This is a genomic window from Ferrimonas lipolytica (genome assembly GCF_012295575.1).
GTDB lineage: Bacteria > Pseudomonadota > Gammaproteobacteria > Enterobacterales > Shewanellaceae > Ferrimonas > Ferrimonas lipolytica.
This window is the reverse complement of record NZ_CP051180.1, coordinates 1,195,551-1,218,777: the sequence shown is the minus strand read 5'-3', so window position 1 is coordinate 1,218,777 and position 23,227 is coordinate 1,195,551. Positions and strand designations below refer to the sequence as shown.

The window sequence follows — 23,227 nt, the reverse complement described above, 5'->3', positions numbered from 1 at the left end:
ATGTCGTAGTTAGCTGCTGAAGTTTATCTTAAGCTTTCGGCTTCACCGATTGCGGTGCTTTTAGGTGAGGATGTCGCGGTGGCGACGACACATTCTTGGATACATTAGGGGGAGCTCCGCCCCCTTTGCCTTAGGTCGCAGTCCAAAACGCTCCGCTGGACTGCTCGGCTTAACAACCATTACCACAGCCTCTAGTTTTGTTTTATCTTTCCACTAGTCAGTAATGGGGTTACGGCCAAGTTATTACTGTAATGGCGCCAACAAAACCAAAAAAGCCGGCAGCCTTCTTAGGTTGCCGGCTTTTTGAAACACTACGCTTATTTTTGCTTGGCTAGCTCGCCACGCCAATATGCTGGACCGGTTTCATGAACGTTATTGCCATTCGCATCAACCGCTACGGTTACCGGCATATCCTTCACATCAAACTCGTAAATCGCTTCCATGCCGAGATCTTCAAAGGCGACTACCCTTGCTGATTTAATCGCTTTGGAAACCAAGTAAGCAGCACCACCAACAGCCATTAAATAGGCTGATTTGTGCTTAGCAATACTATCGACTGTGGCGGGCCCACGCTCGGCTTTGCCAATCATCCCCATCAAGCCAGTTTGAGCTAGCATTTGCTCGGTAAACTTATCCATCCGTGTTGCGGTTGTTGGTCCTGCTGGGCCAACTACTTCATCACCCACTGCATCAACTGGGCCTACGTAATAGATAAACTTACCGGTAAAGTCGACGCCCTCAGGCATGCCTTGACCACTGTCTAGCATCTCTTTTAAACGCTTGTGCGCCGCATCGCGTCCGGTAAGGATCTTGCCATTCAGTAACAATACGTCGCCGGCTTGCCAGCTTTGTTGCTGTGCAGCGCTGATGTTATCGAGATTCACCCGCTTAACGTTGTCACCCACTTCTTGAGTAATTTGCGGCCAATCGTTTAGATCTGGTACCGGCAGTTCAGCAGGGCCAGAGCCATCGAGATGGAAGTGGACATGACGAGTCGCGGCACAATTAGGGATCATCACCACCGGTTTTGACGCGGCGTGGGTAGGCGCGGAATGGATCTTTACATCCAGAACCGTGGTAACGCCGCCAAGACCTTGGGCACCAATGCCAAGCTCGTTGGCTCGTTCAAAGATCTCTAAACGTAGCTCCTCTTCTGCATTTTGAGGGCCGCGTGCTTGCAGTTCATGGATATCAACATGACCCATCAATGATTCTTTTGCTAATACGGCGGCTTTTTCTGCCGTGCCACCGATACCCAAACCAAGCATGCCCGGTGGACACCAGCCAGCGCCCATGGTTGGCAATGTTTTAATTACCCAATCGGCAATATTATCCGACGGATTGAGCATGGCCATCTTCGATTTGTTTTCCGAGCCGCCACCTTTAGCCGCCAGCATCACTTCCACTTCGCCACCAGCAACCATCTCAATATGAACCACTGATGGTGTGTTGTCCTTGGTGTTTTTACGACTGCCAGCAGGATCGGCAACAATAGACGCACGCAGCGGGTTATCAGGGTTCAAATACGCTTGACGTACTCCCTCATCAACCATCTCTTGCACGGTTTGGTCTGAATCCCACTGCACCTGCATACCAATTTTCACAAAGCAGGTAACAATGCCTGTGTCTTGACACAGAGGTCGACGGCCCTCGGCGCTCATACGGGAGTTAATAAGGATCTGTGCAATCGCATCCTTGGCTGCCGGGTTTTGCTCCCGTTGGTGGGCCTTGGTAAGCGCTTGAATGAAATCCTTAGGGTGGTAGTAGGAAATGTACTGCAGAGCGTCAGCTACGGAGCTAACAAAATCTTCCTTACGAATTACTGCCATGATGTTCTCCGGTGGGCATCCCGCCCAAAATCACGTTACCCCGGTTGATTACCGGTGTTGTTTAGTTTGCTTGGGACATCATACCTTGATGATGGCGTACGCTCCACCATCCGTGACCCAGATCACGCCCTTAAAATAAGGCTGTGTGTAGTTAAGTATTGAGGTTTATATCAGCCTTCGGCTGTACCGATTTCGGTGCTGTTAGGCGACGGCACATTCTTGTATGCATTAGGGGGAGCTTCGCCTCCTTTGGAATCCCCCTTACCTTAGGTCGCAATCCAAAACGCTTCGCTGGAGTGCTCCAATGCGGCAGAAGATCAACAGCGGTAGTGCTTTTCCCATGTACCAACACTCGCCTAGCCGGTGCTTTAACAGCATTGGAAAGAACAACACTTAATTGGTACACAGTCCAAAATAACGCCGCTGAGCATTCAATAACTCTTTGTTATCAAAAACTCAGCGGCAAAAAACAAACAGCGATTACTGCTCTAATACTGGGTTACCCTGCCAACCTCCGCCTAATGCACGGAACAGGGATAACAGGTTATTTTGCTGATCGTAAGCTAGGCTAATCAACGACTGCTGCGCGGCAAAATAACTGCGCTGGGAATCGAGTACGTTGTAGAAGCTGTCTACCCCTTGGCGAAAGCGCAGATCCGACAGATAGAAACTCTCGCCGGTGGCATCAACCAAACGCTTTTGCGCCTCTAACTGTTCCGCTAAATATTGCCGAGCGGATAGCGCATCAGCAACTTCGCGAAACGCGTTTTGAATGGTTTGCTCATATTGTGCCAGTGCCAGTTGTTGGTCTGCTTCGGCTAATTCAAGGTTGGCATCCAGCTCGCCCCAATGGAAAATTGGTAGTGTCAGCCCCGGACTGAAGCTCCAACTGCGCGCATCACCACTAAATAGATCATCCAAATCTGAACTCAATAAACCAGAACTAGCGGTTAAACTGATAGATGGGAAGTACGCTGCCCGCGCGGCGCCGATGTTGGCGTTGCCAGCCATCAACAGATACTCCGCTTGAACGATATCAGGGCGCAAGGTTAACAAATCGGATGGCATCCCTATCTGAACCGGTGCCAACCACTGCTGTACGGTATCGTCTGGCAGTAAACCTCCGTCAAACTTAGTGCCTACTAATACCGCTAACGCGTGCCTATCTGCTGCCAACTGGTTGCGAAAACGAGCCAAATCCACTTGCGCAGTAGCAACCGTTACCTTTGCTTGAGCGACATCAAGGCCAGACACGACGCCATTCTCAAAGCTTTGCTCGGTAAGTTGCAGCGACGAAATCTGGCTATCTAAGGTTTCTTGCGCCAGATTTAGCAGCGCAGTATCTGCCACTACGCTCAAGTAGGTACTGGCTATCTGTCCAATCACCACAATCTCGGTGTTGCGACGTCCCTGCTCGCTCGCAAGGAAATTAAACAACGCCTGCTGCTCAAGGTTGGCAATGCGGCCGAAGAAGTCGAGTTCATAACTAAACAAACCAACGTCGACATTGTACTGCCTACTGATAGATTCCGGCGTAGTCACTGCCTCCGGGATCCTTTGATTGGCCGCACCAACGCTAACATCGACGTTAGGAAACAGCTCACTTTTTTGAATACCGTAAAGCGCTTGGGTGCGCAGCAAGGTTTGCTGTGCAATGCGCAGATCGCGGTTATGCTCAAGCCCCAACTCAATTAATTCACGTAACTTAGGATCGAGTATGAACTGCCGCCAATCGGTGCTGGCGCTGCTGACTTCATCAACCTGTAGATTGCTCTCCAACCAGGTTGAGTCCATTGGTGCATCTGGTCGTTGATAGTCATCTGCTAGGTTAACGCAACCGGTCAGCGCAACTGAGACTACTAAGGTAATTAGCTTTTTCATGATTGCGCCTCCTTCTCTTCGCGATGTACCAACCGATTCACAAACACAAAGAACAGCGGTACAAAGTAAACCCCAAGGAAGGTTGCGGTAAGTACCCCGCCGACCACACCGGTACCAACAGCATTCTGCGCACCTGAACCGGCACCACTGGAAATGGCTAATGGCAATACCCCAAAACCAAAGGCCATTGAAGTCATCAAAATTGGGCGCAGACGCATCCGTGCCGCATGCATCGCCGACTCAACAATACTCTGCCCTTGATCCAGATATTGTTTGGCATATTCAACAATCATGATGGCGTTTTTGGACGATAACCCCACTGTGGTAAGTAGCCCTACTTGGAAATAAACGTCGTTAGCTAAGCTGAAGAAATCTGTGGCCATAACCGCACCAAGAACCCCCAAAGGCACCACTAAGATTACCGCAAACGGCACCGACCAACTTTCGTATAACGCCGCTAAACAGAGAAATACCACCAGAATTGACAACGCATACAACGCCCCGGCCTGATTACCGGAAGCCCGTTCTTCAAAACTCAAACCGGTCCACTCCATCGAGATCCCATCTGGCAGTCCAGCAACAATCTCTTCCATTGCAGCCATCGCTTCACCGCTACTTACGCCAAGCTTTGGTTCACCTTGGATCTGCATCGAGCTTATGCCGTTATAGCGTTCCAAACGTGGCGAACCGTATTCCCACTTGCTGGAGCTGATCGCTTTAAGCGGAACCATCAAGCCTTTGTCATTACGGAGGTACCAATCGTCAAGTTGCTCTGGTCCCATACGGAATGGCGCATCGGCTTGCACATACACCTGCTTTACTCGACCGCGATCGATAAAGTCGTTCACATAAGAGGAGCCAAAGGCGGTAGACAGTGAGGTATTCACATCAGATAGGCTGATCCCCAACGCTTCGGTTTTAAGTTTGTCGATATCAACCACAAATTGTGGCGTGTCGTCTAAGCCATTAGCACGTACGTTTTGCAGCAGCGGGTGTTGATTCGCCTGTTGCAACAGTTGATTACGGGCATTAACTAGAGCTTCGTGACCGAGATTACCGCGATCTTGTAAGTGCATATCGAAACCCGTAGCGTTACCCAGTTCGATAATTGCTGGAGGAGTAAAGGCGAACGCCAGCGCCTCTTTAATGCTAAAGAAGAACCCTTGGGTTCGAGCCATCACTTGACTAACATGACCCTCTGCGGTTGCACGCTCGTCCCATGGCACTAAGTTTAAGAACATCATCCCAGCGTTAGAGCCAGCCCCGGCGAAACTGAAACCCGCCACCGAAAATATCGATTGAATCGCTTCGGTCTCTTGAGTAAGCACGTAATCTTCAGCCTTACCTAACACATCAAGGGTCTGCTCTTGGGTTGCACCTGCTGGTAGGCTAACCATTCCCATCATTACCCCCTGATCCTCATTGGGTAGGAATGAGCTTGGCAACTTAATCATAAAGTAGCCGGCCAAACAGCTAAGCAGCACAAACACCACCATCACTCGACCGATGGTATTGGAGAAACGACCAACGTGACCAACGTACTTTTCGGTAACGTTATTGAAGGTGCGGTTAAACCAACCAAAGAAACCGGTATGATTGTGATCACCAGGCCGCATCAGGGAGATACAAAGGGTTGGGGTTAGAATCAACGCAACCAACACTGACAACGCCACCGCCGTTACAATGGTTACCGAGAACTGCTTATAGATGATACCGGTGGTGCCGCCAAAGAAAGCCATTGGTACGAATACCGCACACAACACCATACCGATCCCCACCAAGGCTCCGGACAGTTGCGACATCGCTTTTTTTGTTGCCTCTAGCGGTGACAGCCCTTCGTCTGCCATCACCTGTTCGACCCCTTCCACCACCACAATGGCGTCATCAACCAATAGGCCGATCGCCAGCACCATCGCAAACATGGTTAAGGTGTTGATGCTGTACCCCAACAGCATTAGTACCGCTATGGTACCAAGCAATACCACCGGCACCGCGATAGTGGGGATCAGTGTCGCCCGCAGGTTTTGCAAGAATAAATACATCACCAAGAACACCAATACGATGGCTTCAATTAAGGTGTGTACTACGTTTTCAATCGACAGATTAATAAACGGGGTGGTGTCGTACGCTAACGACATCTTTACGCCCTGCGGAAAATATGGCTCCAGTTGCTTCAGCTTGTCATTAACTGCTTCCATGGTATCAAGCGCATTGGCACCTGTTGCCAAACTAACGGCTAAACCACTGGCTGGGTTGCCGTTAAAGCGCGATGACGTGCTGTAGCTTTGTGAGCCCAACTCCACCCGTGCTACGTCGCGCAACAGCACCCGCGAGCCATCTTCATTTACTTTAAGCAAGATCTGCTCAAACTCTTCAACCCCAGTCAGCAGAGACTGCACACTAATGGTGGCATTAAGTTGCTGCCCCGATAACGCCGGTGCTGCACCCAATTGCCCAGCGGAGATCTGGGTATTTTGCGCCGAAATCGCCGTGTTGATATCGGACGGCATCAGGTTATAGCCTTCGAGCTTGTTAGGATCGAGCCAGATCCGCATCGCGTATTCCGCCCCAAAAAGGGTAACAGAGCCAACACCAGCCACTCGGCTAAGCGGGTCTTGCAATTGACTGGCGATAAAATCCGACAGGTCGTTGTAGGTCATGGTGCCATCTTCAGAATAGAGCGCCATTACCATTAAGAAACTGGTACTGCCCTTCTCTACCGTTACCCCCTGACGCTGCACCGATTCCGGTAATGACGCGGTTGCTGACGACACCTTGTTTTGCACCTGTACCTGCGCCACATCGGGGTCGGTACCCGCCTTAAAGGTTAAGGTGATGCTACTGGCACCAAATGAATCGGAAGTGGCAGCGATGTACTGCAGGTTATCCAAACCGGTAAGTTGTTGTTCGATCACCTGAGTTACCGTCTCTTCTGCTGTCTTAGCAGAGGCACCAGGATAGCTAGCCGAAACCTGAATTTGAGGCGGGGCGATATCGGGGTACTGCGCCACCGGAAGCATTGGTAATGCCAGCAAGCCAGCTAGCATTAACAACAGCGAAAGCACCCAAGCAAAGACTGGGCGTTCAATAAAGAAATTAGCCATCAGTTACCTCACTGGGTTGCTTCTTTCACATCACCAACAGGCATGCCTGGCCGCACAAACTGCAGCCCCTCAAGAATTACACGCTCACCGGTTTCTAAACCTTTGTCTACCAACCACTCTTGGCCGACCATCTCTGTTGCGGTTATCTTGCGCATTTCAACGATGTTTTCGCTATTAACCAACATCACCGAGGCCGAACCTTTAGCATCGCGCGCAACCGCTTTGGCTGGCAACAACACCCCATTAGGCTTAACCCCACGAGTCAATTCGGCTCGAACGAACATTCCCGGTAATAGAATACCTTTCGCATTCGGGAATATGGTGCGGATAGTGAAGGTGGCCGTAGACTCATCGATATTTACGTCAGCAAATTTAAACTTACCTTTGATGTCATAGGGTTCGCCATCATCAAAATAGAGGATTACGTCGGCGGCATCTTCAGTTTGGACAATGGCTCCACTAGCCCATGCTCGACGTAACTTGTTGAGCTCTCGGCTGGATTGGCCAACATCTACAAACATTGGATCAAACTGCTGCACCACAACAAGCGGATCCGCTTGGTTGGCAGTAACCAAGGCGCCGGCGGTAACCGACGACTTACCTGCACGCCCAGTAATTGGTGAGTAAACCTTGGTGTAATCAAGGTTAATACTGGCACTGCGCTTGGCCGCCTCAGCGGTAGCAACCTGAGCCTCGGCCTGCTCAAATTGCGCCAGTGCATCATCGTAATCCTGCTTTGATACCGCCTTTGACGCCACCAGCGAACGATAACGCTCCGCTCGTGCTTTGGCGGTTTTCAGATTGGCAATAGCATTGGCGTAGTCCGCCGCGGCTTTCGCTTCGTCAGCTTCGTAAGTGGCAGGATCAATCTGATAAAGCTGCTGACCCTTTTCAACCATCGAGCCTTCTGTAAACAGCTGGGTAAGCACAATGCCGTTAACCTGCGGACGTACCTGTGCTTCAACCGAAGCGCGAGTCCGCCCAGCCAAAACCGTCGTTAACGTCACAGGTTGAGCGCTGACGGTAACAACCGTTACCTGCGGCGGTGGCATTCCTTGTTGCCCTTCAGGTGCCTTATCACAGCCACTAAGAGCCAAAACCCCTGCACATATCCAAGCTAGCGACGCTTGCCGCCACAGCACTTTATTCATATAACCCCTACCTAAATTCAGCGCGTAATATAAAAAAACACTATTTAAAAATAGCAGGTGTGGCATCAACACGGCGGATTTGCGTTTAATTTAACCAACCAAATTGAATACTTAGAAACTGCTAATGGGCAAGGCGCAACAGCCAGATTAATCGTTATTGGCTTGTTTTATCCCCTGCTCAATCGGCAACTTAATCACCAGTGCTGCACCGACAACAAAAAACAGCATAATCACCAATAACGCTTGCCGAGTTGAGACCAGATCCGCAACCATGGCAAATGCTGCGCTACCGATGATTGCCGCCAACCGAGCGAACATGCCCCAGTAACCGAACATCAATCCGCTGTGTTGGGCGGGGGTGAGCAAACCGACAATGGTGCGACTGGCACTTTGAGTTGCCCCAAGACCAGCACCTGCCACAACGGTACAGACAACAAATAGGGTATTTTCTGGCGTATTAAGCAGCTCCGATAACTGCTGTAATTGGTAGATACAGACAAGTCCAGCCAACCACCACAACAGGGTTAAAAACACCGTTAACCGTGGCCCAAGGCGAGACTCAAGTAAGCCAAAACCCACCGATCCCAGAAAGGCTGATACCTGCAACGCCAAAAACACAGTGGTCTTTTCAGCAGCACTCAGGGTTAATTCAGCTTCAACAAAGATCCCGAAGAATTTGATAACCGTCGCCATGCCGGCGCTATAAATGGTGAAAACAATAAAGAAGTTAAATAGCACTGGAAGGCGCTTGCTTAGGGCCCAGCTATGCTGAAACTGCAGTATTGACCGATGCCAGACCTCGCGCCAGCAGACCTGGCTTTTATCGAAGCCTCTAGGCTCAGGCAACCAGATCATAGTGGGCAGCGAAACGATAATAAAATACATCGCAACTGCAACCATAGCCCATTGATTTTGCTCGATATACTCTGCTTCACCAGCAACACTAGTAACCACCCCAAACAGCACCATCACCAAGCTAGCTAGCCCACCAAGGTAACCGAGCCCCCAGCCGAGGCCAGAGATCCAACCCATCGAAGACTCATCGGCAATGTCGGTTAAAAAGCTGGCACAAAACACCTCGGACAACATCCAACAACTATTACTGACAATCAGCAGCAGTAGCCCCAACGATATCATGCCTGGTTCAACCCAATACAATGACGCGGTGGCGCTGGCACATAACCACATATTAATCAGCAGTAGCCGCTTTTTTCCGCCGTACAGATCAACCCAACTACCGAGCAGCGGAGCCAATAGCATTGCCATGGCACTGGACAATATCATCGCCAACGCCCACCAGCTGTTACCCCAACTACTCTGCTGCGGCACAATTTGGCTAACGAAAAATGCGCTGTAAACCACCGTAACAACAACGGTGGTATAAGCGGAGTTAGCCACATCGAACATCGCCCAACCAAATAGCTGGCGTTTGCTGCTTTTGCTCATCCTTGTGCCTTGCCTATCTTTTTAATCACCCTAGCCTAAAGCCACTATGCTTGGTGATGCAAAAATGATCGAGGATTGATAACAATGGTGAGATTAATCGGGTTGCTGTGGTTGGTTGTGGCGACAGCCGCAAGTGCGGTTGAGATGTCGCGGCAGCAACAAACGCTATTGTTGTCGCTCGTTGGTGATTGGCACGGCACCATGGAGCTGGTCGATCAACAGGGTAAATCACAACAGCAGCAAACACGATTACGTGTTAAGGCGCGACAAGATATGCGTAGCCTTTCTATTGAGCGCCATTTTAGACATATCGACCAGACCGACAGTCTGGTAATCAGCAGCTTGGGACAACCGGCAAAGATGGTGTATCGCAGTCGCGACAACGAGCAAACCTTTTATAGCCGCACCAGCAATATGCAAGTGCTTAGCGCCGACAGCTGGGTCTTGGTTCAGGAGCACCAAGCGATAGAGCAGCACCGTCCGGCGACAGTTCGGTTTACGCTGCAGCGCAACGGTAGCGAACTTTCCAGCACCAAAGAGATCGACTTCGCCGACGATAAATACACGTTTTGGCAAGTTCGCTACAAAAGCCGCTATCAACAATTAAACCCCACTCAATAGATGCTCAAACGGGCCTAACAAAACAATAAAAGGCGTCAATCAAACAATCCATATAAACCCGTTTCATTGTCCGCTTTATTACTACAAGGGGCTGATTAACATGGTAAGATCGCGCTACTTTGCTGTTGCCAACCCCAGTCCGAAAAGGTCATCCATGGACGATAATAAACGCCCGTTATTTATCCACTACGCCGGTCCGGTGTTGCTTGAATCTCCTCTGCTCAACAAAGGCTCTGCCTTTACTGATGAAGAGCGCTCCTCATTTAACTTGCATGGACTACTGCCACGAGCGGTAGAGACCATTGAAGAACAAGTAATCCGGGCGGCGGAGCAATACCGTTCATTTACCACCGACATGGATCGCCACGTTTATCTGCGAAACATCCAAGACACCAACGAAACCCTGTTCTACCGTTTGGTTGAAGATCACATCAGTGAAATGATGCCGATCATCTACACCCCAACCGTAGGTGCAGCCTGTGAGCAGTTCTCAAATATCTACCGTCGTTCCCGTGGTTTGTTTATCTCCTATGAGGATCGCGACCGCGTTGATGAAGTACTCTACAACGCCGTTGGTCACAACGTAAAAGTGATTGTAATCACCGACGGCGAGCGGATCTTAGGTCTAGGTGATCAGGGTATCGGTGGTATGGGGATCCCAATCGGTAAATTGGCTCTCTACACCGCCTGTGGTGGTATTAGCCCTGCTTATACGCTACCGATTGTATTGGATGTCGGTACCGACAACCCACAGCGCCTGAACGATCCGGTCTACATGGGTACCCGCCATGCCCGAATCACTGGCGATGAGTACAATGAGTTTGTCGATACGGTAATGCAAGCGATCAAACGTCGCTGGCCCCAAGCGCTGGTACAATTTGAAGATTTCGCTCAGCGAAATGCTATGCCGTTGTTACAACGCTACAAAGACAATATGTGCTGCTTCAACGATGACATTCAAGGCACCGCCGCTGTCACCGTTGGTAGCCTGTTGGCTGCATGTAAGGCACAAGGTAGTGAGCTTAAGGAACAAACCATCGCCTTCTTAGGCGCCGGCTCTGCCGGTTGTGGTATAGCTGAAGCGATTATTGCTGAGATGGTATCGCAAGGCTTAACCGATAAAAAAGCGCGCTCTCAAGTGTTTATGGTCGACCGTTGGGGCTTGTTACTTAAAGGCATGCCAAACCTACTCAACTTTCAAGAGAACTTGGTGCAGCCACAACAACTGATTGAACAATGGCAAACCGGTAGCGACAACATCTCCTTGCTTGAGGTTGTTCAGAACGCCAAACCAAGTGTGTTAATTGGTGTCTCTGGTACCCCTGGTCTGTTTACTCAGCAAGTTATCGAATCGATGGCTGCCCATCACGACAAGCCGGTAGTATTCCCATTATCGAATCCAACCAGTCGTGTTGAAGCCACGCCAGAAGATATTCTGCGCTGGAGTAACGGCCGTGCCTTGGTTGCCACCGGCAGCCCATTTTCCCCGGTAACCATCGACGATACCGAGTTTGTTATTGCCCAATGCAATAACAGCTACATCTTCCCTGGGGTGGGTTTAGGGGTGCTCGCCGCTGGTGCCGATCGGGTAACCGACAACATGCTAATGGCCGCTAGCCGTGCTCTGGCGGAGTGTTCGCCATTGGCACAAAAAGGCGAAGGTGCGTTACTACCAAGTTTGGAGGAGATTCAAGAGGTAAGTAAACAGATCGCCTTTGCGGTTGGCAAAACGGCTATGGCGGATGGCGTCGCAATGCGGGTAAAACTTGACCACTTGCGTGAGGCTATCGACAACAGCTTCTGGCAACCTGAATATCGTCAATATAAGCGTTCAGCCTTCTAAACTTTAATCAGAAAAACAAAAACGCGGACTCGATAATGAGTCCGCGCTTTTTTAGGCGGTGTAGCAACTAAGTGTTGTTCTTTCCAATGCTGGTGGCTAGACCAGTTTTGGTACAAGGGGAAAGCACCACCGCTATTGATCTTCTGTCGCATTGGAACAGTCCAGCGAAGCGTTTTCGACTGCGACCTAAGGCAAGGGACGATTGCAAAGGGGGCGAAGCGCCCCCCTAATGCATACAACAATGTGCCGTCGCCACCGCGACATAACCTCTTAAGAGTACTGCAACCGGTAGAGCCGAAGGCTTAAGGTAAACTTCCACAGCTAACGACGACACCGCCTTTTATTAGCTAACGCACTACTTCGGTGCTGCTAAGCATCGACAATAATTCACGCTGGCTACGCTGCCATGTCTGGCCGCAGGCATTGCAACAACACCACTGTTTCATCTGAGGGTGTTCAATTACCTTCAACGCAGCATTAAATGCTAGTCTCGCTTGCTCCGCCGAGATCTTACAGCGACGGGCGTATAGTCCTTGACGCCGGTTTAACCAGCGCTGCGCGCTTGCAGGAATACGCTGGTGGTTATGGCTATAACATGCGGCAATGACTTCCGCCGATGCCAAGACCTCCCAACATAACTGTAAATCCCACGATCGAGAGCCATCCAATAATTGGCTATGAGGTGCCATTAACCGTGTTATACCGCGGCTGGTAACAAGGGTATTTAGCCATTGTTCGCCGTAACGGTTTTTAAAAGTGTGGCACGATTGCTTCACTTGCTGCTCCTGTGGTTTCTTTTGCTGTACCTCATCACCAGCTCAAGAAAACGAACTATTTACCAATAGCGACAGCCGCAAGCCTTCAGCCAAATTGGCATTCAACCACCGGCTTGTTCTTGTCATTAACAAAGCGCATTGCGCCGTCACAGCCTTCTACGGCACCGGATATCGGTAGCAGGGCTGGTCGTTTAAATTCAAACGACGCTTTAGTTAGATCGGTTGGACTTGCCGCCAATACCTTGGCAACCATATACATGCCATGGGCAATCGGTTCATCAAACCCAAATGGTTTCGACAATAATCGGTGCAAGTGAATCGGGTTATAATCGCCAGACAGACGCGCATAACCACGAGCTTGGGTACTATCAAGTTGCAACGGCGTTAACGGCGCCCATGTGCGCTTGACCGGTTTTACCCTAGCGGGGCGGCCACTGCCTTTGGTGCCTTCCATCTTAATAAAGCAGCGCGAGCGATAGCGTGCTACCGCTTCTCCATTGAGACTAAACTCGCCTACCAACTCGAACTCCAGGCCGCGCTCACCACGCTGTTGCTCGCCAACACTAAGTTCGAAACGATAACTTTCAGCACAATTAAATGGGGTTATTTGTTCAAAACTGACCCCCATGTGGATCATGCCAAGCGGCGTTACTGGGATACGATTATCCGTTAAGAATATAAGCTGTACGGGCTGTGTAGCGACGAAGGCGTAACAAAGTGGAAATGAACCAGACTCGAAACCGCAGTAACGGTTATATTTCTCAATCGCAGCTTCATCGAAACAAAAATCGTCAACCTGTACCCGCAACAACGGCAGCTTTGCTGGTTGAGTTTTCTTGGTGAACACCTTCCATAACAAGGAGATATGGGAGGGGATCTGCGATTGCTTCAGGCTAACCTTCATTACATTAATCTCGATGAATCTAAAGTTTTTCGAGCGCTAAGCTTACCCGCACTGCCATCGATTACAGGCCTGACCAGTAAACCACTGTTTTTACTAACATCAAATCAACAGTGCGATAACCGTACAATTGGGCTGATAGTTAAAACTGGAACAGTTTTACTAATTAAGCCACTAGACTTATTGGCAATTTCAATAAAAAACGCCGCTGGCATAACCAGCGGCGTTTCCGTGTCTTACTCGAAGCTCGTTGTTAGCTAAAACTCAGCAACTGTTTGTGTTTCATCATCAGCTCTTGGCTCTGTTCCGCTTGGAATGCCAGCCAATCAAACATCGCTTTGATTGCCGGTACATCACGGCGATCTGGATGGCAAACCGTTAGGTAAGATTGTTGCGATGGCACAAAGGCGTCAATCGGCACCACCAAGTTACCCTTCTCTACCTGCGGCGCGACCATTTGCCACCGCCCCAATGCAACCCCTTGACCAGACATCGCAGCACGATAGGCAAGGTCTGACCGGTTGAAGATAAAACCATGGGTAACATTTAGTGAGGTTAACCCCGCCTCTTTGGCCCAGTAGGTCCATTCATCATAATTAGCCGCACCACGCCATGCGCTTTCGTCATGGAGTAACAGGCAATTTGCCAAGGCTTCTGGGTTTTGCCACAGGTTATGCTCCTCAGCGTACTCTTTACTACACACTGGCACCAAGGTCTCACCAAACAGCACCTGCTGATGCAGGTGTAACCGCGCAGGGGTGTCGTAATACACCGCTACATCGACCTTCTCGTTCTGAAAATCGGTGGTGCGGCTCTGGGCACGAACCTGCAGTGTCATTTTCGGATATTTACTGTGCAGATCGCCCAAGCGTTCTGCCAACCAGCAGCGAGCAAAACTGTGGGGAACCGCAATACGTACGCTGGAGGTGAACTCCTGTTGGCGCAGGTCGCGAATGGCACCGTCAAGATCACCTAAGGAGCTATCCAATACAGCCAACAAGCCTTGGCCTTGATCAGTGAGCTGCAAGCGTCGGTTAAAACGCAGAAACAACTTAAAGCCAAGTTGCTCTTCCAACTTTTTTATACGGTGACTAACCGCACTTTGAGTGAGATGGAGTTCCTCTGCTGCCTTGGTAAAACTTAGGTGGCGTGCAGCACTGGCAAAGCAGAACATAGACGACAAGATGGCGCTACTTAACATAAGCTGGTCTCAGATTATCTTGATTCATTCGAGACCAGCTTATGGTGGATTACAAAATCCGCAACTAATCGCATTGAATGAGCATCAACAACGAGAGTCAGCTCACAAAGTTAGCGCCATAAAAATGGTGTTACCTCCAGCAACCTTCAACCAGACTCGTTGACGTTCAGTTCCTTGGCGTAATGCTGTAGCAAAGCACTAACAGGCGTCTTGCAGGCCTAAAACACACCACTGACCAGCCAGTTCAATTCCAAGCTCGTTACCTCTAGATAACGCTTTATCCGCTAGTTGATAGTATAGCGGCCGGCTCAACCTGGCCCAGTTGCCGTGCCATAATCTAACCGCTGGGATGCCATCAATGAGTTGCCATGGATGATCTGAATTCACCTTACACTCAATACCCAACGGCCCTGACAAGGTCGAACCGTGGTCATCACTGTGCAGCTGTGTTAACACAAATGGCAGATCATCGACCTGTAGGCGCCACTTCTCTACTGGGGTTACCAAATAGTAATCGCCATCTTGTTCTCGCCGCAGCACACTGGCGAACAGGCGCACCATGCGGTCGCGGTTGAACGGCGTTCCTTGACAGTGCCACTGCCCTTCCCGATCAATGCGAATGTCGATATCACCACACAGTGGTGGTTGCCACAGTTCCAGCTTCGGGTGTTCGCCTACTTGGGTAATCAGACGCTCTAACATGACTCTGCCTCCAATCTCTGCGTTGAATAGCTACTCAACCAGATCCAACAACGCTTGCAGCGGATGGCGCATCTGCCGTTTGTCCAAACGTTTAACTTGGCTACGACATGAATAGCCACTCACTAAAGCTTCACCATCGCCTTGATACAAGGGCCCGGACCAGTGCATCTGATACAGCTGCTTGGATATCTCAAGGTTGGCAACCTCATGGCCGTAGGTCCCAGCCATACCACAACAGCCAACACTAACAAGGTTAAGCTCGGCACCAAAATGACTCATCAACTTTTGCCACTCTGCAGCACCCTGCGGTCTAACACTGCTTTCTGTACAATGGCCCATCAAGCGAAACTTCTTGCCGGATGTAGGCACAGCTTGCCAGCGTGATAGGTGGCTAAGTAAAAACGGCGCTAATAACTGTACTTCAAATTTGATCGCCTTAATCCCAAGCGATTCAACGTACTCGTCTTGATAAGTCAGCACCATCGCTGGATCAATACCCACCATCGGCACACCGTAGGTCGTTAATCGGTTGAGCACCTCAGTGGTTCGAGTAGCGGTCTTCTTAAACAGGTTAGTGAAACCTTTAATATGTTGCGGCTTACCATGAGCTAAGTACGGCACCAAAATCGCATTAAACCCTAATTTGCTCAGCAGGTGTAATGCTTGCTCCACCACCAGCGCATCATAGTGGCTGGTAAAGGGATCCTGCACCAACAACACGGTGTTAGCGCGCTCTTGCTCATTGAGACGATGCAGTTGCTGCTCGAGCTGCTTAATGCTCTGTGGTTGGCTTGGTGCTCGTTGTTGCAAGGTCGGCACCGACAGTGCTGGCGCATCGACATAACCGAACAACAGCTTAATTACGCTTACAGCAATAGCGTTCTGGCTTAACGCATTAACCAACTTCGGCATCTTCGATTGCAGCGGCAAGGTGTCTTCTAAGCCTGCAACCAAGTAATCTTTGGCTGGACGGAGATAACGGCCGTAGTAGTGGTGAAGAAATTCTGCCCGCAAGGTTGGGATATCCACTTTAACTGGGCAGGCTCCTGAACACGCTTTGCAGGCTAGGCAGCTTTGCATTCCCGCATAGACTTCGTGAGAAAAGTCGTCGCCGTTGCGGTAACTGTTCTTGGTTCGCTCCCACACACTTGCTGGCTTGGGTGGGTATTGGCTTAAGTCGATGCCCTGCTCTGCTAGTAATCGCAACCATTCCCGCATCAGATCAGCGCGCCCTTTAGGGCTTTCAACTCGGTCGCCACTGGCCATGTATGACGGACACATCGGCGATTGTTTTTGGTAGTTGAAGCACAAACCATTACCGTTACAGCGAATGGCGCGCTCATACTCTTCACGGCTGTGGGGGCTGATCTGACGGTTAAATGCACCGCGGCTTTTGGTTTGCAACGGCAACAGTTGGTCGTCGCTGCCCAGTGGTGTACAGATCTTGCCGGGGTTGAGTTTATTATGAGGGTCAAACCACGCCTTAATCTGGCGCAAGTCATCAAACAGCTCACCAAACACATCCGGACCATATTTCGAACGAATACCGCGGCCGTGCTCCCCCCACATCAAACCGCCATACTTTTGGGTTAAAGCTGCCACCTCATCAGAGAGCCGATACAGCAGTTGTTCATCGGCGGGATCCGCCATATCCAGCGCAGGGCGAACGTGCAGTACCCCTGCGTCAACGTGACCGAACATGCCGTAGTTGAGCTTTTCTCTATCCAAAATAGTACGAAATTCAGCGATAAAGTCGGCCAACTTCTCCGGTGGTACTGCAGTGTCCTCGGCAAAGGCTATCGGTTTACGACTGCCCTTAGCTGCAGCAAGCAAACCAACGGCCTTCTTGCGCATGCCATACACTCGGCCAATGCTAACCAGATCGCGACAAACCTTATAACCAAGAATCGAGCTAGGTTTGGTATCTAATCGCGCTAGCAAGGCATCAACACCGGCTGCAACATCTTCTTCGCTACCAGCAAACTCAACCATATTGATGCCATCAAAACGACTGTCTGTTTGTTCAGGCTCAACTAAAGCGGCAACGTTATGCCAAATGATATCTTGCTTAGCTAAGCCAAGAACTGTGGCATCGATGGTTTCAACCACAGTAGCATTTGCTTCAACCAGTGACGGCGCATCGCGTAGTGCACTATCGAAACTGTCATATTGAATATTAACCAACACCCGTTGCACCGGAATATCGGTGAGATCCAACCGCGCTGCAACAACGAAACCCAAGGTGCCTTCAGCACCGCAAAGCAAGCGGGTAAGATCGAGAATATCGGTTTGTGGATCGTAGCAGTGCTTAAGATCGTAACCGGTAAGAAAGCGGTTTAACTTCGGAAAACGGGACTCGATCTGCTCCTGTTTCTGCTGGCACAGCGCCAAGATATCTTGCGCAAGTTGACGGCCACGGCCGGTCAATTTGGCTCGCGCCTCGGCATCCCACGGTGCGGTCTCCAACAATGAACCGTCATCGAGCACTGCGGTAATGCCCAACACATGATCGGAGGTCTTTCCGTACACCAGTGAGCCAGCACCAGAGGCGTCGGTGCTGATCATCCCACCAATGGTGGCGCGATTTGAGGTGGAGAGATCTGGCGAGAAAAACAGTCCGTGAGGCCGTAACTCATCATTAAGCGCGTCTTTAATAACCCCGCATTGCACTACCGCAGTCTTTGCGCTTGGCTCAACAACATCGACCTTAGTCAGATAACGGGCAGTATCGACAATGATACCGGTATTCAGTGCTTGGCCGTTGGTACCGGTGCCGCCACCGCGGGGGCTAAAACTAAGCTGTTGATATTGCACACTGCTAGAAGCAAGTTGCAGTGCTACCTGCAGATCTGCAACGGTCTTTGGACTGATGATCGCTTGCGGTAACAGCTGGTAGATACTGTTATCAGTGGCGTAGTTGATACGGTGGCCATAGCGCGTTTCAATATCGCCCCTAAAACCAGCCCCCTTCAGTGCGGTAAGAAATTGTTGGTAATCGGCGGCAACAGATGCCTCTGGGTGCAGTGCGGGCAGCATAAAAAGTCCTTGTAGAGCCACGAGTTAGAACCTAACACAGTTGGTATTAGTAACCGTGGCGGATCCGCTGCCAACAAACAAGATGGCATGGATCGAATCTGCGATCTAAGTTGCACTAGCATAAAAAAAAGAAGCCGCTTTAGCAGCGGCTTCTTTCGGATGTGTTTTTATTAGGTTATCTGATTAGCTTATTTTGCTAATTTTTTACCCAAGTACAACCAGGTATCAACCACAGTATCTGGGTTCAAGGAGACCGAATCGATACCCTCTTCCGCCAACCACTGAGCAAAATCTTCGTGATCGGAAGGCCCCTGACCACAGATCCCAACGTATTTATCACGCGCCTTACACGCTTTGATAGCCATAGACAGCAGTGCCTTGACTGCTTCGTCACGCTCATCAAACAGGTGGCTAATGATACCGGAGTCGCGATCTAGACCCAGAGTAAGCTGAGTCATGTCGTTAGAACCGATAGAGAAGCCATCGAAGTGATCCAAGAACTGATCCGCCAGCAATGCGTTTGATGGCAGTTCACACATCATCTGCACTTTCAGACCATTCTCGCCACGCTTGAGACCGTTCTTAGCCATCTCAGCAATAACTTGCTCAGCTTCGCCAACGGTACGAACGAACGGGATCATCATCTCAACGTTGGTAAGGCCCATCTCGTAACGAACGCGCTTAATCGCTTCACACTCAAGAGCGAAACAATCGCGGAAGCTATCGTCGATGTAACGGCCCGCACCACGGAAGCCCAACATTGGGTTCTCTTCTTCTGGCTCGTAGCGATCACCGCCAACCAAGTTAGCGTATTCGTTTGACTTAAAGTCAGACATACGAACGATAATGCGTTTCGGGTATACCGATGCCGCCAGAGTAGCCACACCTTCAGCCAAACGAGCGATGTAGAACTCACGCGGGTTATCGTAGCCCTGCATCATCTCTGCAATTTCAGCTTTGGTTGATGCATCCTGATCTTCGAGGTTCAACAACGCTTTCGGGTGCACACCAATCATACGGTTGATAATGAACTCAAGGCGGGCTAAGCCGATGCCTTCGTTTGGTAAACGACCGAAATCGAAAGCACGATCTGGGTTACCCACGTTCATCATGATCTTCATTGACAGTTCAGGCAGGCTATCAACGCGAGACTCTGTCACGTCAAACTCAAGCTTGCTGTCGTAGATAAAGCCAGTATCACCTTCAGAACAAGAAACAGTAACCTCTTGGCCATTCGCGATAACGCTGGTTGCATCACCACAACCTACTACTGCAGGAATGCCCAATTCGCGGGCGATAATTGCAGCGTGACAGGTACGGCCACCACGGTTAGTAACGATAGCTGCAGCACGCTTCATGATTGGTTCCCAATCTGGGTCAGTCATGTCGGTAACCAGAACATCGCCTGGCTGGATCAAGTCCATCTGCTCGATAGAATCCAGAACCTTAGCGGTACCAGCACCAATCTTATGGCCAATTGCGCGGCCTTCAATCAGTACATTAGAACGGTTGGCAAGGTTAAAGCGCTCAATAACCTGCGCGTCTTCATTAGAGCGAACGGTCTCTGGACGAGCCTGTACGATGTACAGTTTGCCGTCTAAGCCATCTTTAGCCCACTCGATGTCCATTGGACGACCGTAGTGCTTCTCGATGATTACCGCTTGCTTAGCCAGTTCCATCACCTCTTCGTCGGTGATAGAGAATTTGCTGGTCATCTCAGTAGGAACGTCGATGATCTCAACTTGCTTGCCGTGGGCTTCGTCACCGGAGTAAACCATTTGGATCAGCTTAGAACCGAGGTTACGACGAACAATGGAGTTGTGCCCCTGCGCCATGGTTGGCTTATGAACGTAGAATTCATCAGGGTTAACCGCGCCTTGAACAACCATCTCGCCCAAGCCGTATGCCGAAGTGATAAACACTACGTCTTCGAAGCCAGATTCGGTATCAATTGAGAACAACACACCTGAAGATGATTTGTCAGAGCGAACCATGCGCTGTACACCTGCGGACAACGCGACACCGCGGTGATCGTAGCCTTGGTGAACGCGGTAAGAGATGGCGCGGTCATTAAATAGGGAAGCGTATACGTGGTGAATAGCAAGCTTTACAGCGGCGATGCCACGAACGTTTAGGAAAGTCTCTTGCTGACCAGCGAAGGATGCATCAGGCATATCTTCAGCAGTAGCAGATGAACGAACCGCAAATGAAACCTCTTCGCTACCGTCAGCAGAAAGTTCAGCGTAAGATTCTTCAATGGCGCGGTTCAAGTCGCCTTGGAAAGGTGTATCGATAATCCACTGACGAATGTTCTTACCAGCTTCGGCAAGCGCATTCACGTCATCGACATCAAGCTTATCGAGAACTGTGTAGATTTTTTCGTTCAGGCCACTTTGTTCTAAAAATTCGTTAAAAGCATCTGAAGTAGTAGCAAAACCACCCGGCACCTGCACACCTGCGTTTGCTAGGTTACTGATCATTTCGCCCAACGAGGCATTCTTTCCGCCAACTCGGTTGACGTCGTTCATACCAAGTTCCTGATACCAGAGTACATATTGGGTCACAGTTCTATCCTCACAACCTCGGTTTTTAATTATAAACCCCCTTCCAGTAGGGGCGTCGGCATTTTACACTGACGTTGAAGCAACGGTAAATGACTAATTTTATTTGTAATTTTATTACTACATTATCCACGAAGAGGTAGTTATGGGACGTAAAGTGTTTTACATTTCGGATGGCACGGCAATCACTGCAGAGGTGTTTGGTCACGCTGTTTTGTCACAATTTCCCATAGAATTTGAACAAACAACCATCCCTTTTGTGGAGACAACGGCAAAAGCAGAAGATGTTAAAAAGCAGCTTAATGACTGTTTTATTACCACAGGAGAGCGACCTCTCGTATTTCATTCGATTGTTAATCCAGAGATACGTAGCATTATTTACTCCTCGGAAGGATTAGATTACGACTTTCTAAATACGTTCGTGGCTCCGCTTGAACAACAGTTAGGGATTAAATCCGACCCTAAAACACACAGAACCCACTCAATTGACAACGCTTCTTACAACGATCGTATCGACGCTATCCATTTTGCGATGGATAACGACGACGGTATCTCGATGAAGAATCTGGATCAGGCTGATGTCATTTTGGTGGGAGTGTCACGCTGTGGCAAAACGCCGTCGAGTCTCTACTTGTCGATGCAGTTTGGCGTAAAAGCCGCTAACTACCCATTTATTGCTGAAGACATGGATGAATTGAAGCTGCCTACTGAGCTAATGAAGCACAAACATAAACTGTTCGGTCTCACCATTGATCCTATGCGTTTGCACGAAATCCGTAATCAACGCTTAGCTGGCAGTACCTATGCGTCGTTGCGCCAATGCCGGATGGAAGTAAAAGAGGTAGAGATGTTATTCAAGAAACAGCGTATTCCATTTCTAAATACCACCTTCCATTCCGTTGAAGAGATCGCCACCAAGATCCTGTCGGAAACCAAGCTTGAACGTAAGATGTTCTAACCCGAAACCCTCGCTTATGGTCTGTTGATTGCACAGATAAGCAACAGACCTGCATTACCTCACAATTCGATCCGCCACATCGACGCCAAATTCGGTATACTCATGCCAATTTGCCGCCCATTGGCGGTTTTCCAGTTGTCCCGTTGGAAGCGCATGACCATAAAAACAGATGAACTTCGCACAACACTGTTGTCGAAGGTAATTTCTCCGGCTGAGCTGGCCGCAGAATACCCATTGAGCACCGTAGCTGCAGACAATCTTGTTCAAGCCCGCCGCGATGTTGAATCCATTTTAGGCGGCCAAGATGACCGTCTGGTAGTGATTATCGGCCCCTGTTCGATTCACGATACCAGTGCGGCTATCGCTTACGCTGAAAAGCTGGCTGAACTACAGCAAGAGCTAAAAGACGACCTGCAGATCGTTATGCGAGTGTACTTCGAAAAGCCGCGTACCATTGTTGGTTGGAAAGGCCTGATTTCCGACCCCGATCTGGACGGCAGCTTCAGTGCCAACAAAGGCCTGCGCTTAGCGCGTAAACTGTTGGTAGACATCACTGAGATGAACCTACCAATCGCTACCGAGTTCCTCGATATGGTCAATGGTCAGTACATCGCTGACTTGGTGACTTGGGGAGCCATTGGTGCTCGTACCACCGAAAGCCAGATCCATCGCGAGATGGCTTCGGCCCTGTCCTGTCCAGTTGGTTTCAAGAACGGCACCGACGGCAACATGAAGATCGCCATTGATGCTGCTCGTGCCGCCCGCGAACCACACATCTTCTATTCGCCAGATAAAGATGGTCAGATGAGCGTATACCGCACCCATGGTAATCCATTTGGTCACGTAATCCTGCGCGGTGGTAAACAGCCGAACTATCAAGCGGAATACGTTATTGACGCCAGCGAACGCTTGGCCAACAGCGGCGTTATCTCCAAACTGGTTGTCGACTTCTCTCATGGCAACAGCTTAAAGCAACACCAGCGTCAGCTATTAGTTGCGGATGACATCATCGAACAGATGAGCCAACCCCACGGCGATCAAATTGGCGGTGTAATGGCAGAGAGCTTCTTAGTTGCTGGTCAGCAGAGTGTTGAACCAGGTAAGCCACTGACCTTTGGCCAAAGCATTACCGATGGCTGCCTTAACTGGGACGACTCAGAACAGTTATTGCGTAAACTCGCCAAAGCAGTACAAGCTCGTCGTAACCGTTAAAAAAC

The 23,227-nt window shown here is 49.9% G+C and carries 15 protein-coding genes; 4 read left to right on the top strand and 11 right to left on the bottom strand.

The features are described 5' to 3' along the window. Positions 1-317 precede the first annotated feature (317 nt). The 5 genes from HER31_RS05800 to HER31_RS05780 form a co-directional block, all read right to left on the bottom strand. Complete coding sequence (locus tag HER31_RS05800) at positions 318-1,829, bottom strand: fumarate hydratase (protein WP_168659678.1); 1,512 nt, start codon at positions 1,827-1,829, stop codon at positions 318-320. A 480-nt stretch (positions 1,830-2,309) separates the two neighbouring features. Further along, the gene (locus HER31_RS05795; RefSeq protein ID WP_168659677.1) at positions 2,310-3,710 is read right to left on the bottom strand and encodes an efflux transporter outer membrane subunit; all 1,401 of its coding nucleotides are present in this window, start codon (positions 3,708-3,710) and stop codon (positions 2,310-2,312) included. After that, positions 3,707-6,814 (bottom strand): efflux RND transporter permease subunit, encoded by a 3,108-nt coding sequence (locus HER31_RS05790; RefSeq protein ID WP_168659676.1) that lies wholly within the window; start codon positions 6,812-6,814, stop codon positions 3,707-3,709. The genes HER31_RS05795 and HER31_RS05790 overlap by 4 nt, the downstream gene beginning before the upstream one ends. A gap of 8 nt (positions 6,815-6,822) precedes the next feature. Next, positions 6,823-7,965 (bottom strand): efflux RND transporter periplasmic adaptor subunit, encoded by a 1,143-nt coding sequence (locus HER31_RS05785; RefSeq protein ID WP_168659675.1) that lies wholly within the window; start codon positions 7,963-7,965, stop codon positions 6,823-6,825. Between the two features lie 147 nt (positions 7,966-8,112). Then, on the bottom strand, positions 8,113-9,411 hold the full coding sequence (locus tag HER31_RS05780) for an MFS transporter (RefSeq protein ID WP_168659674.1): 1,299 nt from the start codon (positions 9,409-9,411) through the stop codon (positions 8,113-8,115). An 84-nt stretch (positions 9,412-9,495) separates the two neighbouring features. On the opposite strand from HER31_RS05780, the gene HER31_RS05775 reads away from it, so the two are divergent. After that, positions 9,496-10,032: a hypothetical protein gene (locus tag HER31_RS05775; RefSeq protein ID WP_168659673.1), complete on the top strand. Its 537-nt coding sequence runs from the start codon at positions 9,496-9,498 to the stop codon at positions 10,030-10,032. Between the two features lie 154 nt (positions 10,033-10,186). After that, on the top strand, positions 10,187-11,875 hold the full coding sequence (locus HER31_RS05770; RefSeq protein WP_168659672.1) for an NAD-dependent malic enzyme: 1,689 nt from the start codon (positions 10,187-10,189) through the stop codon (positions 11,873-11,875). Positions 11,876-12,222: 347 nt separating this feature from the next. Here the strand turns inward: HER31_RS05770 and HER31_RS05765 are convergent, their stop codons facing one another. The 6 genes from HER31_RS05765 to ppsA all read right to left on the bottom strand — a co-directional run bounded on the left by HER31_RS05765 (position 12,223) and on the right by ppsA (position 21,055). Then, on the bottom strand, positions 12,223-12,651 hold the full coding sequence (locus tag HER31_RS05765; RefSeq protein WP_168659671.1) for a hypothetical protein: 429 nt from the start codon (positions 12,649-12,651) through the stop codon (positions 12,223-12,225). Between the two features lie 85 nt (positions 12,652-12,736). Continuing rightward, on the bottom strand, positions 12,737-13,555 hold the full coding sequence (locus HER31_RS05760) for a MaoC/PaaZ C-terminal domain-containing protein (protein WP_168659670.1): 819 nt from the start codon (positions 13,553-13,555) through the stop codon (positions 12,737-12,739). A gap of 250 nt (positions 13,556-13,805) precedes the next feature. After that, positions 13,806-14,753: a DNA-binding transcriptional regulator DsdC gene (gene dsdC, locus HER31_RS05755; protein WP_168659669.1), complete on the bottom strand. Its 948-nt coding sequence runs from the start codon at positions 14,751-14,753 to the stop codon at positions 13,806-13,808. 198 nt (positions 14,754-14,951) lie between these two features. After that, a complete protein-coding gene (locus HER31_RS05750) occupies positions 14,952-15,455 on the bottom strand; it encodes a DUF1285 domain-containing protein (protein ID WP_168659668.1) in 504 nt (167 codons plus the stop codon). Positions 15,456-15,485: 30 nt separating this feature from the next. Then, entirely contained in the window at positions 15,486-18,491 is a 3,006-nt protein-coding gene (gene ydiJ, locus HER31_RS05745) for a D-2-hydroxyglutarate dehydrogenase YdiJ (protein WP_168659667.1), read from the bottom strand. 188 nt (positions 18,492-18,679) lie between these two features. Then, a complete protein-coding gene (gene ppsA / locus HER31_RS05740; protein ID WP_168659666.1) occupies positions 18,680-21,055 on the bottom strand; it encodes a phosphoenolpyruvate synthase in 2,376 nt (791 codons plus the stop codon). A 142-nt stretch (positions 21,056-21,197) separates the two neighbouring features. Here ppsA and ppsR point away from each other — a divergent pair, with 142 nt between their 5' ends. Both ppsR and HER31_RS05730 read left to right on the top strand, forming a co-directional pair. Next, entirely contained in the window at positions 21,198-22,010 is an 813-nt protein-coding gene (ppsR, locus tag HER31_RS05735) for a posphoenolpyruvate synthetase regulatory kinase/phosphorylase PpsR (RefSeq protein WP_168659665.1), read from the top strand. Positions 22,011-22,163: 153 nt separating this feature from the next. Beyond that, entirely contained in the window at positions 22,164-23,222 is a 1,059-nt protein-coding gene (locus HER31_RS05730; RefSeq protein WP_168659664.1) for a 3-deoxy-7-phosphoheptulonate synthase, read from the top strand. Positions 23,223-23,227 lie beyond the last annotated feature (5 nt).

Bases quoted from the DNA above. Each gene is read 5' to 3' on its own strand.
- dsdC (WP_168659669.1), bottom strand. From the start codon at position 14,753: ATGTTAAGTAGCGCCATCTTGTCGTCTATGTTCTGCTTTGCCAGTGCT.
- HER31_RS05780 (WP_168659674.1), bottom strand. From the start codon at position 9,411: ATGAGCAAAAGCAGCAAACGCCAGCTATTTGGTTGGGCGATGTTCGAT.
- HER31_RS05785 (WP_168659675.1), bottom strand. From the start codon at position 7,965: ATGAATAAAGTGCTGTGGCGGCAAGCGTCGCTAGCTTGGATATGTGCA.
- ydiJ (WP_168659667.1), bottom strand. From the start codon at position 18,491: ATGCTGCCCGCACTGCACCCAGAGGCATCTGTTGCCGCCGATTACCAA.
- HER31_RS05795 (WP_168659677.1), bottom strand. From the start codon at position 3,710: ATGAAAAAGCTAATTACCTTAGTAGTCTCAGTTGCGCTGACCGGTTGC.
- HER31_RS05775 (WP_168659673.1), top strand. From the start codon at position 9,496: ATGGTGAGATTAATCGGGTTGCTGTGGTTGGTTGTGGCGACAGCCGCA.
- HER31_RS05750 (WP_168659668.1), bottom strand. From the start codon at position 15,455: ATGTTAGAGCGTCTGATTACCCAAGTAGGCGAACACCCGAAGCTGGAA.
- HER31_RS05790 (WP_168659676.1), bottom strand. From the start codon at position 6,814: ATGGCTAATTTCTTTATTGAACGCCCAGTCTTTGCTTGGGTGCTTTCG.
- ppsR (WP_168659665.1), top strand. From the start codon at position 21,198: ATGGGACGTAAAGTGTTTTACATTTCGGATGGCACGGCAATCACTGCA.
- HER31_RS05800 (WP_168659678.1), bottom strand. From the start codon at position 1,829: ATGGCAGTAATTCGTAAGGAAGATTTTGTTAGCTCCGTAGCTGACGCT.
- HER31_RS05770 (WP_168659672.1), top strand. From the start codon at position 10,187: ATGGACGATAATAAACGCCCGTTATTTATCCACTACGCCGGTCCGGTG.
- HER31_RS05760 (WP_168659670.1), bottom strand. From the start codon at position 13,555: ATGAAGGTTAGCCTGAAGCAATCGCAGATCCCCTCCCATATCTCCTTG.
- HER31_RS05730 (WP_168659664.1), top strand. From the start codon at position 22,164: ATGACCATAAAAACAGATGAACTTCGCACAACACTGTTGTCGAAGGTA.